Annotated in this window: 16 protein-coding genes; 7 read left to right on the top strand and 9 right to left on the bottom strand. The window is 72.6% G+C overall.

Annotated elements, in window-relative coordinates:
* The first annotated feature begins 35 nt into the window (after positions 1 to 35).
* Positions 36 to 1,619, top strand: a complete 1,584-nt coding sequence (gene dacB, locus HNR22_RS24760) for a D-alanyl-D-alanine carboxypeptidase/D-alanyl-D-alanine endopeptidase (RefSeq protein WP_179782351.1) — start codon at positions 36 to 38, stop codon at positions 1,617 to 1,619.
* Between the two features lie 45 nt (positions 1,620 to 1,664).
* On the opposite strand, the gene HNR22_RS24755 is transcribed toward dacB, so the two are convergent.
* The 3 genes from HNR22_RS24755 to HNR22_RS24745 all read right to left on the bottom strand — a co-directional run bounded on the left by HNR22_RS24755 (position 1,665) and on the right by HNR22_RS24745 (position 3,851).
* Positions 1,665 to 1,994: a hypothetical protein gene (locus HNR22_RS24755; protein ID WP_172861950.1), complete on the bottom strand. Its 330-nt coding sequence runs from the start codon at positions 1,992 to 1,994 to the stop codon at positions 1,665 to 1,667.
* 113 nt (positions 1,995 to 2,107) lie between these two features.
* Positions 2,108 to 3,058 carry a hypothetical protein gene (locus HNR22_RS24750; RefSeq protein ID WP_179782350.1) on the bottom strand — a complete coding sequence of 317 codons (951 nt, stop codon included), beginning with the start codon at positions 3,056 to 3,058 and terminating at the stop codon, positions 2,108 to 2,110.
* Between the two features lie 199 nt (positions 3,059 to 3,257).
* Positions 3,258 to 3,851 (bottom strand): pentapeptide repeat-containing protein, encoded by a 594-nt coding sequence (locus tag HNR22_RS24745; RefSeq protein WP_088946411.1) that lies wholly within the window; start codon positions 3,849 to 3,851, stop codon positions 3,258 to 3,260.
* A gap of 97 nt (positions 3,852 to 3,948) precedes the next feature.
* Between HNR22_RS24745 and HNR22_RS24740 the strand changes: the two genes are divergently transcribed.
* On the top strand, positions 3,949 to 5,181 hold the full coding sequence (locus HNR22_RS24740; protein WP_179782349.1) for a serine hydrolase: 1,233 nt from the start codon (positions 3,949 to 3,951) through the stop codon (positions 5,179 to 5,181).
* Positions 5,182 to 5,677: 496 nt separating this feature from the next.
* On the opposite strand, the gene HNR22_RS24735 is transcribed toward HNR22_RS24740, so the two are convergent.
* The gene (locus HNR22_RS24735) at positions 5,678 to 6,142 is read right to left on the bottom strand and encodes a PPOX class F420-dependent oxidoreductase (protein WP_099850879.1); all 465 of its coding nucleotides are present in this window, start codon (positions 6,140 to 6,142) and stop codon (positions 5,678 to 5,680) included.
* Positions 6,143 to 6,184: 42 nt separating this feature from the next.
* Positions 6,185 to 6,823: a DUF6642 family protein gene (locus HNR22_RS24730; protein WP_088951490.1), complete on the bottom strand. Its 639-nt coding sequence runs from the start codon at positions 6,821 to 6,823 to the stop codon at positions 6,185 to 6,187.
* Positions 6,824 to 7,127: 304 nt separating this feature from the next.
* Here HNR22_RS24730 and HNR22_RS24725 point away from each other — a divergent pair, with 304 nt between their 5' ends.
* Entirely contained in the window at positions 7,128 to 7,901 is a 774-nt protein-coding gene (locus HNR22_RS24725) for a D-Ala-D-Ala carboxypeptidase family metallohydrolase (RefSeq protein WP_179782348.1), read from the top strand.
* A 112-nt stretch (positions 7,902 to 8,013) separates the two neighbouring features.
* On the opposite strand, the gene HNR22_RS24720 is transcribed toward HNR22_RS24725, so the two are convergent.
* The 3 genes from HNR22_RS24720 to HNR22_RS24710 form a co-directional block, all read right to left on the bottom strand.
* Positions 8,014 to 8,445, bottom strand: coding sequence for a hypothetical protein (locus HNR22_RS24720; RefSeq protein ID WP_218906681.1), 432 nt, complete (start codon positions 8,443 to 8,445; stop codon positions 8,014 to 8,016).
* Between the two features lie 177 nt (positions 8,446 to 8,622).
* Complete coding sequence (locus HNR22_RS24715) at positions 8,623 to 9,405, bottom strand: response regulator (RefSeq protein ID WP_179783714.1); 783 nt, start codon at positions 9,403 to 9,405, stop codon at positions 8,623 to 8,625.
* Positions 9,384 to 10,640 (bottom strand): histidine kinase, encoded by a 1,257-nt coding sequence (locus HNR22_RS24710; RefSeq protein ID WP_179782346.1) that lies wholly within the window; start codon positions 10,638 to 10,640, stop codon positions 9,384 to 9,386. The genes HNR22_RS24715 and HNR22_RS24710 overlap by 22 nt, the downstream gene beginning before the upstream one ends.
* A gap of 132 nt (positions 10,641 to 10,772) precedes the next feature.
* On the opposite strand from HNR22_RS24710, the gene HNR22_RS24705 reads away from it, so the two are divergent.
* Genes HNR22_RS24705 through HNR22_RS24690 form a run of 4 tightly spaced genes read left to right on the top strand, consistent with a single transcriptional unit; the run spans position 10,773 to position 13,805 of the window.
* Positions 10,773 to 11,669 (top strand): ABC transporter ATP-binding protein, encoded by an 897-nt coding sequence (locus tag HNR22_RS24705; protein ID WP_179782345.1) that lies wholly within the window; start codon positions 10,773 to 10,775, stop codon positions 11,667 to 11,669.
* Positions 11,666 to 12,457: an ABC transporter permease gene (locus tag HNR22_RS24700; RefSeq protein ID WP_179782344.1), complete on the top strand. Its 792-nt coding sequence runs from the start codon at positions 11,666 to 11,668 to the stop codon at positions 12,455 to 12,457. Before HNR22_RS24705 ends, HNR22_RS24700 begins: the two co-directional genes overlap by 4 nt.
* 2 nt (positions 12,458 to 12,459) lie before the next feature.
* Positions 12,460 to 13,209 carry a YqeB family protein gene (locus HNR22_RS24695; RefSeq protein WP_179782343.1) on the top strand — a complete coding sequence of 250 codons (750 nt, stop codon included), beginning with the start codon at positions 12,460 to 12,462 and terminating at the stop codon, positions 13,207 to 13,209.
* Positions 13,210 to 13,241: 32 nt separating this feature from the next.
* Positions 13,242 to 13,805: an SOUL family heme-binding protein gene (locus tag HNR22_RS24690; RefSeq protein WP_179782342.1), complete on the top strand. Its 564-nt coding sequence runs from the start codon at positions 13,242 to 13,244 to the stop codon at positions 13,803 to 13,805.
* A 1-nt stretch (position 13,806) separates the two neighbouring features.
* On the opposite strand, the gene HNR22_RS24685 is transcribed toward HNR22_RS24690, so the two are convergent.
* Entirely contained in the window at positions 13,807 to 14,808 is a 1,002-nt protein-coding gene (locus HNR22_RS24685) for a hypothetical protein (protein WP_179782341.1), read from the bottom strand.
* Between the last annotated feature and the right edge of the window lie 6 nt (positions 14,809 to 14,814).

Raw genomic sequence — 14,814 nt, 5'->3', positions numbered from 1 at the left:
TTCTCCGGCGATTACCTTCGTGGCAGCATCAGCGCATGCATCGCCGTCACTTTCCCCGGGCCCTCGCGCTGCTCACGCTGGTCGCCACCGTGGCCACCGTCGGCGCGCCCGGTGCCACGGCCGAGTCGCCCACCCCCGCGACGACCCGACTGCACGCCACCATCGACTCGATCCTGGCCGACAACCGGCTCGCCGGCGCTCAGGCGTCGGTGGTCGTGGTCGACACCGGCACGGGACAGACGCTCTACGACCGCAACGGTGACCGCAGGCTGGTCCCGGCCTCCAACACCAAGCTGATGACCTCGACGGCGGCCCTGGAGCTGCTCGGCCCGGGGCACCGCTTCACCACCGACGTCCGCACCAGCGGCAAGCGCCGCGCCGGCCTGCTCTCCGGCAACCTCTACCTGCGCGGTGGCGGTGACCCGACGATGCTCGCCGCCGATTACGACGCGCTCGCCGCGCAGGTCGCCGCCGACGGCGTACGGGTGGTCACCGGCAACCTGGTCGCCGACGACACCCGCTACGACCGCACCCGGCTCGGCCCCGACTGGACCTGGGACGACGAGCCCTACTACTACGCCGCCCAGGTCTCCGCGCTGACCGTGGCCCCGGACACGGACTACGACGCCGGCACCGTGATCGTGCAGGCCGCCCCGGCCGGCCGGGCCGGTGCCCCGCCGGTGGTCAGCACCACTCCGGCCACCGGCTACGTCCGCGTCGACAACCGGGCCGAGACGGTCGCCGAGGGCGAGACCTCGATCTCGATCGAACGCGAACACGGCGGCAACACCGTCGTGGTGACCGGCCAGATCGCCGTCGATGACGAGCCTGCCAGCGACTGGGTGACCGTCTGGGAGCCCACCGGCTACGCGGCCGACGTGTTCCGGTCGGCGTTGCACCGGCACGGCGTGCGCGTGCTCGGCCGGACCGTGCTGGGCCAGCCCACCCCGGAGACGGCCCACCCGGTGGCCCGGCACGACTCGATGAGCCTGGGCGAGCTGATGACGCCGTTCCTCAAGCTCTCCAACAACGGGCACGCCGAGGTGCTGACCAAGGAGATCGGTCGGGTGTTGTCCGGCGCGGGCACCTGGGCGGCCGGGTTGACCGCGATCAGCGAGTACGTTGCCGACACCGGAATGGACACCGGCCGGCTGCGTCAGCGCGACGGCTCGGGGCTGTCCCGGCGCAATCTGGTGCCGGCTGCGGAGTTCGTCGACCTGCTGAGCGCCGTCCGCGCCGAACCGTGGTTCGAGACCTGGTACGCGGCCCTGCCGATCGCCGGGCAACCCGAGCGGTTCGTCGGCGGCACCCTGCGCAGCCGGATGGCCGGCACCGCGGCGGCGGGCAACGTGCACGCCAAGACCGGAAGCCTGACCGGTGTCTCCGGGCTCTCCGGCTACGTCACCAGCGCCGACGGCCGTCTCATGGCGTTCTCGATCCTGTTGAACAACTACCTGACGGCGTCGGTCAAGTCGCTGGAGGATCAGATCGCCGTGGCCCTTGCCGGGTTCCGCGAGGATGCTGCGACGGCGGCGCGGACGGCACCGCCAGCGGTGCCGGAGACGCCTCGGACCCCGGAGGGCGTCGAGTGCTCCTGGGTCAAGCCGATCACCTGTTGAGCTGTGGCCGGGAGGCACTCGTGTGCCTCCCGGCCGGGCGCGCGCTCAGGCCGGTCGGTCCGGTGGGGGGACCACCGCCGTCGGGTCGCCGCGCTCGATGAGCGCGTCGATCTCGGCGGCCCGCAGCCCGCGCAGCGCCAGCACCCGGGTGCCCCAGCGGTGCAGGCGGCACGGGTGCGGGCTCGCATCGTTGCGGCAGACCACTCCCCCGGACCACCGCCGGGGGGCGTGCACCACCACCGCACGCACCGCGAACTGGGTGTCCTCGCCCGTCACGTACGGCGGCAGGGGGATGTCGCGGAGCACCTCCCCGGACGCTTCACCGGCACCGGACGAAGCGGCGCCACGGACGCGATGGGCGGTGCTACTACTCATCTCCGCTGCCTCCACACTGGATGGTCGGTTGGGAACAGCAGAAAGTTACGACCATCTCGACGGTCCGCGACGGACAAACTGTCCCGCTGTGCGATCGCGCAGCGGTCGGCCGGTCAGCGCACCGCCACGGCCTGGAGGCCGACGTTGCCGCAGTGTGGGGTAAAGACCTTCTCGACGGTCCAGGTCAGGAGCAGTTTGGCACCCTTCGGCAGGGTGAACCGGACGGTGAACTGAGCGCTCTTACCGGTGTACGGGTCCTCCAGCACGGCGGTCCTGACAGGTCCTCCGGTGGACAGTCGGGCGTCCAGGCGCCCCCGGGCCATCCACGTGCCGGCATAGAGCTGGACCGTGCGCGACTCACCGCTGCCGACGACGGCGAGGCGGAAACCGTTGCCGGCGCCGCAGGTGTAGACGCCGTTGGAGCTGTCGCTCGCCGACCGCTGAGACGAGCCGTCGGACCAGCGGACGTGCTCCTGGTTGCCGTCCCAGCCGACCCGCCTTCCGGCACCGCCCTCGTCGGCTATCTCCCCGGAGCCGGCGCGCTTGCGGACCGTCGAGGTGCCGCCGCGCTCCCCCCAGTGCATCCAGTCCCGGGCGCCCACGGCGGTGAGGTCGACCTCGGCGGGCATCTCTGCCTGGGTGACCGACAGCGCCGGCGCCTCGGGCGATGGCGGCGGCGGGGCCGGTGCGCTGGTCGACTGTGTCGGCTCGGGCGAGGGTGGACGCTGGCGCGGACGCAGGCCGGGCATCGCCGGCCCCGCCTCACCGGTGCGCCCGTCGGTGGCCGGGAGACCGGGGGAACGGGCGGCGCCCGCTGTCACATCGCCGGAGCGACCCCCCTGGCCGTCGTCGGGCTCCGGGTCCGACCGGCTGCCGAGGTAGGCGACGAGCACCACCAGACAGGCGAGTACGGCCGCACCCTCCACCGCCCAACGTCGTCGCCGGGCACGGGCCACCCGGCGCAGCACGGCCCGGGTCTGCCCGAAAGTGACGGCACCCGAGCGGTGCTTCGGCGGCGCGTCCCCGGCACCCGGATCCGCCCGCGCGCGGTCTTCGTCCGCCACCGACCCCTCCAACTCCACCACCCGGCCGCCGTCGACCGCTGCGCGGCAAACCGTCCACTGTGGGCCGTTTCGCGTTCGTACCGGCGTGGACGACACGCTAGATCCGGACTGCCTGACGTGTCCAGCCCGCAACCGGACGCTGTCGGACAACCCGCCCCGCGCGAACCGGCACTTCGGCAGGCCACGAGCGCCGCTCGCGTCAGCCGATCCGGAAGCCGAGAAGTTGCGCGATGACCACGGCCTGCCCGACGTCGATGACGGCTCCGGCCCGCTCGACGGCCGTCGGGTCGAGCGCGGTGAGATCGCTGCCGCGCAGGTCGGCGCCGCCCAGCTTGACGTTGAGCAGCTGCGCGCCGGACAGATCGACGCCAGCGACGGTGGCCCCGGTGAGATTGGCCCGGGTCAGGTCCACCTCACGCATCCGCACCCCGGTCAGCCGAACGCCCCGCAGGTCAGCGCCGGGCAGCGCGACGAAGGACCAGTCACCGCCGTCGACGGTCAACGGTCGCAGGTCGCACTCGAAGAAGGTGCTGCCGACCAGCTTGCAGCCGGTGAACTCGGCCTCGAAGAAGTTGCACCGCCGGAACACGCAACGGGTGAAGGCCGAGTCGACGTGCCGGGACGCGTTGAACCGCACGTTGCCGAACGTGCACCCGGTGAAGACCGCTCCACGGCTCACCGCCTCGGTCAGGTCCACGTCGAAGAACTCACAACCCACGAAGTGTCGGTCGGTCAGCTCCTCGCCGTACCAGTCCTCGTTGCGGTAGGTCACGTCCTCGGTCAGCTCCGGCATCCGGCCAGGCTAGTGGTCGACAACGACGGTCGGCAGCCGGCGTGGCCGGCGGTGACCCCCTTCCGGTACGGGCGAACCGGCGAGTAGGTTCGGCGACGTGAGTGTGGCTCGGAGCAAGGACCCGGATCAGATCGGTTTCGACCCGGTGCGGTTGGCGCGGATCGACGAGCACTTCGGCCGGTACGTCGACGACGGCCGGCTGGCCGGCTGGCAGGTGGTGGTCACCCGTCGCGGCGAGGTGGCGCACTCCTCGACGTACGGGCTGCGGGACCGGGAGTCGGGCGCACCGGTCGAGGCCGACACGCTCTGGCGGATCTACTCGATGACCAAGCCGGTCACCTCGGTCGCGGCGATGATGCTGTGGGAGGAGGGCCGGTTCGAGCTGACCGACGAGATCAGCCGCTGGCTTCCGGAGTTCGCCGACCTGCGGGTCTACTCCAAGGGATCGGTGCTGAAGCCGTACACCGTGCCGGCGACCGAGCCGATCCGGGTCTGGCACCTGCTCACCCACACCGCCGGGCTGACGTACGGCTTCATGCAGACCTCGGTGGTCGACGGGCTCTACCGGGCCGCTGGCTACGACCTGTATCCCCCGGCGGAGGTCGATCTGGCCGGCGCCTGCGCGGTCTTCGGGAAGCTGCCGCTGCTGTTCCAGCCCGGTTCGGCCTGGGGCTACTCGGTCGCCACCGACGTGCTCGGTCGGCTCGTCGAGGTGATCTCCGGGCAGAGTCTCGACGCGTTCTTCGCCGACCGGATCTTCGGGCCGCTGGGCATGACCGACAGCCGCTGGTGGGTGGAGGGCGAGGAGGCCGACCGCCTGGCGGCGCTCTACGTCCCGGACCCGCGCAGCGGCCGGGCCGTCCGCTACGACAGCCTCGGCTCGCTCGCGTTCAGCAAGCCGGCCCTGCTGTCCGGCGGCGGCGGTCTGATCTCCAGTGCCGCCGACTACCACCGCTTCACCCAGATGTTGCTGCGCGGCGGCGAGCTGGACGGGGTCCGGCTGCTCGGGCCGCGCACGGTGCGGTTCATGACCCGCAACCACCTGCCCGGCGGGCAGGACCTGGGCACCCTGTCCACCGGCGGCTTCGCGGAGTCGACGCTGGACGGGATCGGCTTCGGCCTGGGCTTCGCGGTCACCGACGACCCGATCCCCAGCCGGGTGCCGAGCAGCGTCGGCGAGTACTACTGGGGTGGGGTGGCCAGCACCGCGTTCTGGGTGGACCCGACCGAGGAGATCACCGCGCTGCTGTTCACCCAGCTGATGCCGTCGAGCACCTACCCGCTGCGCTCTCAGCTGCGTCAACTCGTCTACGCCGCGCTGCTCGACTGACCGGAACGACCGCCGGGCCGCTCGGCGCTGACCTCCGCAGACCCGGCGGCGGCGACGCCCGACGATCAGGCCGCCGAGCGGACCCGTCTGTCGCCGCCGCTGTAGAGCTGCCCCAGATGTGGGGCACGCGGTAGCCAGCTATCCCGGCAAGCGCGCCGCACCCCGAACGCGCCGCACCCCCAGCGCGCCGCACCCCGAACGCGCCGCACTCCGAACGCGCCGCACCCCAAGCGCGCCGCACCCCGAACGCGCCGCACCCCAAGCGCGCCGCACCCCGAACGCGCCGCACCCCAAGCGCGCCGCACCCCAAGCGCGCCGCACCCCAAGCGCGCCGCACCCCAAGCGCGGCCAGCGACCTGACGCCTCCGGCCGCCCCATATCCGGGGCAGCTCTACAGCACTGCGGCCCCACCCCATGGCCTCCGCCTCGGGTGTCCGCGTTCGTCGGTGGTCGAGGTGGCCGCAACGCGGCGCTGGCCTACCGAGCGCGATCGACCTCAGTCGGCGAGGCGGGCGGGGAAGCCGCCGGTGGCGATCGGGCCCCAGGCGTCGATGGTGACCCGGATCAGCGACTTGCCCTGGCGCACCATCGCCGCCCGGTAGTCGTCCCAGTCCGGGTGTTCGCCGGAGATGCTGCGGAAGTATTCGACAAGCGGCTCCAGCGCCTCGGGCAGGTCGAGCACCTCGGCGGTGCCGTCGATCTGCACCCAGGGGCCGTTCCAGTCGTCGCTGAGCACGCACGCCGAGACCCGCGGGTCGCGGCGGATGTTGGTCACTTTGGCCCGCTCAGGGTAGGTCGAGACGACGAGCCGGCCCTGCCCGTCGATCCCCGCCGAGACCGGGGAGGACTGCGGGCGACCGTCGGCCCGGGTGGTCATCAGCAGGACGCGGTGACGCGGCCGGAGGAAGTCGAGCAGGCTGTCCCGGTCGACCCGGGTGTTCCGTGCGATGCTGCGCGCCATTCCTCGTTCCTACCAGGGTGCGGGCGGGGCGGCGGCAGCGGGTCAGCGGGGCCGGGCCGTGGAGCGGTGCACCGCCTGGGTGGGCACCCGGGGGCGGCTGGACGGGCGCCAGGCCCGGCCGTTGGCGTAGATCACCCGAAAGCCGAGGTACGACGCCAGCGGCGCCCAGTGGGCCGAACCCATCCGCAGCTCGGCGGCATTGTGCCGCTGGCCGTTGGCAAGCACGTCGAGGAGGACGGTTTCGAAAGCCGCCGATTCGACCCAGTCGACTTCTCGGGTGAAACCGCAGATCAGAGCGGCTCCGGTGACCTCCAGGAACTCGCGCAGCACCGCGTCGGAGGCCCGCAGGACGGAGCAACTGCCGAAATAGAGTCGCCGCCCCTCGGCCCGGCCGGCCATCAGGTCGGCCACCTCGTTCAACTCCACCGACTGCCAGTCGGTGAGGCACAGCCGGCTCGGTTCGCCGTGCATCGCGAAGAAGCCGACCCGGTGGTCGGCGTACTGCTTGAGCAGCCAGCGGTCCAGGAAATAGAACAACTCGTCGCGGGTGGCCGCGTCCTTGTGGATGAAGCGGATCTTGCCGAGCCGCTCCAACAGCTCAAGGGTGGGCAGCACGGAGCCCCGCTCGTTGAGGTCGCGGTGCCACTGACCCTCGACACAGAAGACGCCACCGCGTGCCACGTGCACCTCCGCCAGTCCACAACCCGAGGCTGACGTTACCGGGCACCAACGGCCAGGGAACATCACCCTCGGTGTGGCAGATTGCGACGTTCGGTGCGCTTGATCCCGCAAGAGCCGATGGGCGGTCAATGGCTGTTTCGCAAATCAGCCTAATTCCCAGCCAATACCCAGCTACCGCAGATTGTGAGGACGATTCTCGTTAATCGCCTCCAACCACACCGATCAGTGTCAGGGTGGAGATCGCGGGACTTCTCGGTCGATGTCCCGTGGCCACCCCATTCGCTCTCCTATCGGGAGGACTTCTGTGCGCGTAAACACCTTGAAGCGTGCTGCCATCGCATTCGCCCTGGCGTTGCCCGGGGCAGCGATCGCCGCGGTGGTCGCCGCGCCGGCGGCGTATGCGGACGGCTGCTACACGTGGAACCGCACCCTGACCCAGGGGCGCTCCGGCGACGACGTCCGACAGTTGCAGATCCGGGTCGCCGGCTGGGCCGGTTACCGGGACATCGTGGAGAACGACGGCCGCTACGGACCGAAGACCGCCGCCGCGGTCAAGCGGTTCCAACAGGCGTACGGGCTGCGCGCCGACGGCATCGCCGGCCCGCAGACCTACGCGAAGCTGTACCAGCTCCAGGACAACGACTGCACACCCGCGCACTTCAGCTACAACGAACTCGACAATGGGTGCGGCGGAAGTGGGTGGAGCGGTGGTCCGCTGTCGGCGGCCCAGACCAAGCAGAACGCGCTGCGCACCATGTGGAAGCTGGAGGCGCTGCGCAAGAGCCTCGGTGACAAGCCGCTCAACGTGTCCAGCGGATACCGCAGCCGCGCCTGCAACAACCAGGTCGGCGGTGCGTCGGACAGCCAGCACCTGTACGGCAACGCGGCCGACGTCACCTCACGGACGTCGTCGCTGTGTCAGGTCGCCCGCGGCGCCCGTAACAACGGTTTCAGCGGGATCTACGGCCCGGGTTACCCCGACCACGACGACCACGTGCACGTCGACTCGCGTCGGGAGAACAACAGGGACAACAGCTCGAACACGACGAACTGGTCCGCGCCGGACTGCGGGATCTGAGCCGGCGACGACCGACTCATCTGTTGGGCGCGACGTCGGCCCGACGCGGAGGGGATCTCCACGTCGGGCCGACGTTTGTGTCGCCCCGGGTCGGGTGGGCGGAGGGGTGCGCTCAGCTCGCCCGGGGCCAGCGCGGCCCGGTGACGGGGGGAGTCACCGGCCGGCCAGCAGCGGTGGCCCGTACGCCCGGTGGGACGACCCGCGCGGCCTGCTGCCGCGCCGGCAACCCACCGGTGCGCCCGGCCGGCGCCTGGTAGCCGGTCGTCGCCGGCCGGCTACCGACGGGACGTGCCGGAGACGGCCCGGTCGCCGTGAACGGGAACGGTACGTGCACGAACGGATTGCCGTGCCGGATCAACGCCTCGATCTGGCGTTCGTTGAGCCCGTGTGTCTCCAACACCCGTCGCCCCCAGCGGTGCAGGCGGCACGGGTAGGAGGCGCCGTCATTGCGGCACAGCGGCCCGGTGGGCCACTCCTCGGCGGTGTGCACGACCACTGCCCGCACCGCCAGCCGGACATCTTCCGGGGTCAGTGGTGCCGGCATTGGCACCTCACCCAGTACCTGATCGATGGGATCCGTCGACTGCTCACCAACTCGCACGGCAGGCCTCCCGCAGTTCGGCAGCGGTACGGCGGACCCACCGCACCGACATCCTCGGCCATGGGTACGGCCGGCACCGGACGAAAGTTCAATTCCGGTACGCGGTAAGCGGAATCGGCCTCAGACCAGACCGGCGTCGTGCACGAGCAGGGCCACCTGGACCCGGTTGTTGAGGTCGAGCCGGGTCAGCAGCCGGGAGACGTACGCCTTCACCGTCGCCACGCTCATGAACAGCTCCCCCGCGATCTCCGCGTTGGTGTGCCCGCGGCCCAGGGCGACCGCTACCTGCCGCTCCCGCTCGCTGAGCCCGGTGAGCAGCCGCAGCGCCCGCTCCCGCCGCGGGTCGGGGCCGGCCGGGCCCGGGGTGGCGGCGGTCACGTGGGCGATCAGTGTGCGGGTCACCGTCGGGGACAGCGTTGCCTCACCGGCCGCCACCCGGCGCACGGCGTGCACGATCTCCGCTGGCGGGGTGTCCTTGAGCAGGAAACCGGCCGCCCCGGCGCGCAGCGCCCGCAGCACCTGCTCGTCGGCGTCGAAGGTGGTCAGCACCAGCACCTCCGGCGGGTGCGGCTGGGCACGCAGGGCCTCGGTGGCGGTCAGCCCGTCCACGCGGGGCATCCGGATGTCCATCAGCACCACGTCCGGGGCGTACGCGGCGACGGCCGCGGGGACCTCACCGCCGTCGGCGGCCTCGCCGACCACGGTCAGGTCCGGCAGACCGCCGAGGATCATCGAGAGCCCGGCCCGGACCAACGCGTCGTCATCCACGATCAGCACGCGCACCGGCGACACTGCCGACTGCGGCCCCGCCGCACCGGAAGGGCCGGTCACGCCGGAGGCGTCAGCGGCACCGGAAGGGCCCGCCGCAGCGCAAGGGCCGGTCACGCCGGCCACGGCAGCCAGGCGGCCAGCCGGAAGTCGCCTGCGTCGTCGCGACCGTAGGCGAGCCGGCCACCGGCGAGCGTGACCCGTTCGCTGATGCCGACCAGGCCGGTGCCGGCGCCTGGCAGCGTGCCGCCGGCCGGTGCGCCGACCGGCCAGCGGTTGCCGATCGCCACGGTCAGGCCACTGCCCGGGCCGCCGGCGACGTCCACGGTGACCGCCGCGCCGGCCGCGTGCTTGCGGGCGTTGGTCAGCCCCTCCTGCACGATCCGGTACGCGGCCCGGCCCAGCGCCGCCGGCACCTTCCCCGGGCTGGCGACGCTGTCACTGACGTTGACGCGCACCCCGGCCGCCCGCGATTCGGCGATCAGGGCCGGCAGGTCGGCGAGGGTGGGTTGCGGCGGCTCCGGGGAGTCGCCGTCGTCGCTCTCGGCCCGGAGCACCCCGATCACCTCCCGCAGGTCCTGAAGGGCGGCGTGCGCGCTGCCCCGGATCACCCCGGCGGCCCGGGCCACCTCGTCCGCGGGAGCGTCCGGGCGGAACTCCAGCGCCCCGGCGTGCAGGCTGAGCAGCGAGATCCGGTGGGCCAGCACGTCGTGCATCTCCCGGGCGATCCGGGTGCGTTCGAGGTGGCGGGCCTGGGCGACGCGGAGTTGCTGCTCGGCTTCGGCCCGCTCGGCCCGCTCGCGCAGCGACACGATCAACTGCCGCCGGGCACGGACGAACATCCCCCACGCCAGCACGGCGAACGTGATCACCACTCCCCACGACGCGGTGACCCAGTACGACATGGCCGGGTCCGGGCGTAGCCAACTCATCACCAGGTTGGTGAGCAGCCCCACGCCGGTCACCGCCACCGCGACGGCGGTACGCCGGTGCACCACGACGGTGAAGTAGATGATCACCAGTGGGATGGCCGAGGCCATCGAGAACATCGTCAGCGGTGTGGTGGCCACCATCAGCCCGAGTGGCCACCGTCGACGCAGCCAGAGCAGCCCGCAGCAGACCAGCCCCAGCAGCGCGTCCACACCGACCATCCAGTCATGCGGCAGCGGGGTCGTCATCGACGGGTCGGGCGACAGGGCGTCGGCGGTGACGAACAGCACCCAGAGGAGGGAGAGCAGGAAGGCCAGGGTGTCGACCGCCCAGTCCCGGGTGGTGCGCCGGGGCCGCCGGGCCGCCGTCTCCGGGCTGGCCGCGCCGGCCAGCGCCCCGGGCAGCAGCCAGGGGTGTTCCGGGACGGCGAGGCTGGTCACGGCACCATGCTAGGCAGCCGAAGGGCACCACGACCAGCTACCAAAGTCGAGACCCGCCGGTCGACCAAGGTCGGTACGGCATCGACCGGCGGCCGCAGCGGATGGCCGGGCGGCGCGGGCAGGCTCGACCACATGATCACCGTGGAGAACCTCACCAAGCGATACGGGCCACACCCGGCGGTGGACGACGTCTCGTTCCACTGCGAGCCGGGCACCGTCACCGGCTTCCTCGGCCCCAACGGCGCCGGCAAGTCGACCACCATGCGCATGATCTGCGGGCTCACCGCGCCGACCGCCGGCCGCGCCACCGTCTCCGGGCGCCCCTACCGGGAGCTGCCCAACCCGGGGCGTGAGGTCGGGGTGCTGCTGGACGCCTCCGCCCAGCACGCCGGGCGCACCGGCCGCGAGGCGTTGACGCTGTCCGCGTACACCATGGGGTTGGACCGGCGCGAGGTCGCCGCGAAGCTCGACCTGGTCGGGTTGAACGCGGTGGCCGCGAAGCGCCGGGTCCGGGCGTACTCGTTGGGCATGCGCCAGCGCCTCGGCCTGGCGCACGCGCTGCTCGGTGACCCCCGGGTGCTGATCCTCGACGAGCCGGCGAACGGCCTGGACCCGGAGGGGATCTTCTGGATGCGCGGCCTGCTGCGCGACTTCGCCGACCGGGGCGGCACGGTGCTGCTCTCCTCCCACCTGCTGCGCGAGGTGGAGGCGGTCGCGGACCGGCTGGTGGTGATCGGGGGTGGCCGGATCGTGGCCCAGGGCAACAAGAACGAGCTGCTGGCCGGCGGCGGCACCGTGGTCCGGGCCCGCGACGGCGCGGCCCTGCGCCGGGCGCTGGACGTGGCCGGCCTCACCGCCGCGGACGGCCCCGACGGGCTGCTCGTGCAGGCCGACGCCGAGACGGTCGGCCAGGCCACCGCGGACGCCGGTGTCGCGCTGGCCGAGCTGCGCCCCGCCGGCGGCGGCGGCCTGGAACAGCTCTTCCTCACCCTGACCGCCGGCGAATCCACCAAGGAGGCCGTCCGATGACCACCACCGCGCCCACCACCGACGCCGTCGCGGCACGGCGGCACGTCCCGGCACCCCGCCCGTCGCTGCTCCGGCTCACCGCCGTGGAACTGCGCAAGCTCGTCGACACCCGGGCCGGCCGCTGGCTGCTGATCTCCATCGGCCTGGTCGTCGTCGCGATCGTCACCCTCCTGCTGATCTACGCCGAGGCCGCCGAACAGACTTTCTTCACCTTCTTCGTCACCTCGCTGTTGCCCGTCAGCGTGCTCCTGCCGGTGCTGGGCATCCTGTCGATCACCAGCGAGTGGTCCCAGCGCACCGCCCTCACCACGTACGCCCTGGTGCCTCTCCGGGAGCGGGTAGTGGCCGCGAAGCTGATCGCTGTGGTGCTGGCCGCGCTCGCCTCCCTGCTTGTCACAGTGGCGGTCGCCGCCGTGGGGACGTGGGTGGCGTCCGCCACGGGCGGCGCGGGCACCTGGCAGGTCGACGCGACGCTGATCCTGCACGCGGGGATCGTCCAGGTCGCCAGCGTGCTCATGGGTGCCGCCTTCGGTCTGCTGCTGCTCAACCCGCCGCTGGCCATCGTCGGCTACCTGCTCCTGCCCACCCTCTGGACGGTGCTCAGCGAGGTGGTCCGGCCGCTGCGCGGACCGGCCGGCTGGCTCGACCCCAACCAGACGATGGAACCCCTCTTCACCAGCCACGTCACCGGCGAGCAGTGGGGGCGGTTGGGGGTGTCCCTGCTGGTCTGGATGGTCCTGCCGCTGGCCGCCGGGCTGTTCCGGACGCTCCGCCGCGAGGTGTCCTGACCATGGACATGGCCGGCTACCGACCACGCACCGTGGTCAGCGGCGGCCCGGTGGAGCTGGCGGTCATGTGGGGCGGCTTTCCGCTGCTCGGCGCGGGCGTGGGATGGCTCCTCGCGGCCACGACCGGTTGGCTCGCCCGGCTGCCCTGGGTGCCGTTCGGCGATCTGATCGAGTGGCTGGACCGGCTGCCCGAACCGCAGGCCACCTTCGGCACGATCGCGGTGGGCGTCCTGGGCGGTCTGGTCATCGCCGGGATCGGCACCGCCGAGCGGCTGATCGTCACCGTCGACGCGGCGCAGGTCCGGCTGCGCCGCTCCGACCAGGACCGGACCGTCGCACGGGTCGACGCCCGGGTGGTCTTCCTCGCCGACGGGCACCTGGTGCTGCTCGACGCCGACGGCGCGGAACTCGTCCGGGAGCCGACGGACCTGCCGGCCAACAAACTGGCCGCGGCGTTCCGGACGCACGGCTGGGGTTGGGCGGACGACGACCCGCACCGGTCGGCGTACCGGCTGTGGGTGCCCGACCTGCCCGGCCTGCCCGCCGGCGCGGACGCACTGCTGCGCGCGCGCGTTCGGGCGGTCGAGCGGGACCGCCGCGACGACGCCCGGGAACTCCGACGGGAGCTGGGCCTGCTCGGTGTGGTGCTGCGCGACGAGAGCAAGCGGCAGTACTGGCGGCTGACCGCGCGAGCTGTCGCCCCGGGACCGGAGCAGTCGACTTCGGCCGAGCGGGAGCCGGACGGGCGGTAGCGTCTGTCCCAGGAGACCCTGGGAGCCGCGCGATGACCGAACAGCAGCCGTACCGGGTGGTGTCCCGACACCCCGGCTTCGAGCTGCGTCGGTACCCGGCCCACCTGGTGGCCGAGATGCAGATCCAGGCGTCGTTCACCCGCGCGCCGATCGAGGCGTTCCGGCCGCTGGCCGCGTACATCGGGGGTGCCAACCGGGCTCGGCACCCGATCGGGTCGAACACGCCGGCGACGTCCGCGTCCGACGGCTCGGAGAAGATCGCCATGACGGTGCCGGTGGTGCAGGTGGAGGGTGAGTGGCCGGGCGCGTACCTCGTCCAGTTCGTCATGCCGGCCACCTTCACCGCCGCCACAGTGCCCGAGCCGGTGGACGCCCGGGTGCGGATCCGCGAGATTCCGGCGCAACTGGCCGCGGCCATACGCTTCTCCGGCCGGTGGACGGAGCAGGCGTTCAGCCAGCGGGCAACCATGCTCGGCCGGTCGGTCACCGCCGCCGGGCTGCAACCCACCGGCGCGATCCGGTACGCACGCTTCGACCTGCCGTGGAAACCGTGGTTCCTGCGCCGCAACGAGGTCGTGCTGCCGGTCGTCGAGTGAGCTACCGGCGGTCAGTGACCGCCGGCCGGGCCAGCAGCAGGGCCATCGCGAGCCCGGAGAGCAGCCCGCACAGCGAGACCAGCAGGTCGGAGTCGGCCGCGTTGATCGGGCTGTTGCCGGCCAGCTCGGTGAACGTCGCCCCGATCGGCAGCAGGAACATCATGGGGATGGCGGTGGCCAGCAGGAATGCCACCGGACCCAGCAACGCGGCGAGGGCGGCCAGCGCGTGGTGCCGCCAGATCGGCCGACCGCCCGGCCAGTCCCAGGCCAGCACTGTGACGCCGGTGAGCAGCACCGCACCGAGGGCCGTCTCCGGCAGGAGTCGCGTGCCGGGAGCGACGGCCCGGACCAGCCCGACGCCAACCATCGCCGCCACGGCGAGGCCGGCCGCCAGCCCGACACGGGCCCGGGTACGCGCCGGGGCCGCCGCCAGTGCGGCACCGACGGCCAGGACGACCAGCAGCGCCGCCGTGGCCAGGGCGCCCTGGTGCAGCTCCGGCTCCCGGTCGGTCGGTGACTCGATGCCGGCCGCCACGAGCGTCAGCACCCCGGCCACACAGGCCGCGCCGGTCAGCGTCCTCCGCTCGGCGGCTGACGGCGCCTCACCGCCCTGGGCTGAGGGCGCGCGGCGCTCCCGCCACCACAGCGTCGCCGCGAGCGCACCGAGCACGGCGCAACCGCCGACGGCGAGCAGCACCGTCGCCCGGACGCCGATCGGGTCGACCCGGTCGATCGCCACGTCGGCGGCGACCCAGCAGCCGCCGAGCAGCACCGCCGACCGACTCCAGCGCAACTGCCCCCGGCCGGCCAGGACCAGTCCGACCGCCACCGCCATGATCGCCATGAACCGCAGGTCGCGGGCCCAGTAGGCGTTGTTGCCCGGCAGCCTCTCCGACCACGGGCCGATCGGCTCGGTCAGCGGTTGCAGCACTGTCACGCCGAACGCCCAGAGCACCACGGCGGCGGCGGAGAGCAGCAGCCCGACCGGCCGCGCGGTTCGCATCCGTGG

The sequence above is a fragment of the Micromonospora jinlongensis genome, from assembly GCF_013410645.1.
Classification (GTDB): Bacteria; Actinomycetota; Actinomycetes; order Mycobacteriales; family Micromonosporaceae; genus Micromonospora; species Micromonospora zamorensis.
The sequence above is the reverse complement of the archived record's forward strand: the minus strand, read 5'-3'. Positions and strand labels throughout refer to the sequence as shown.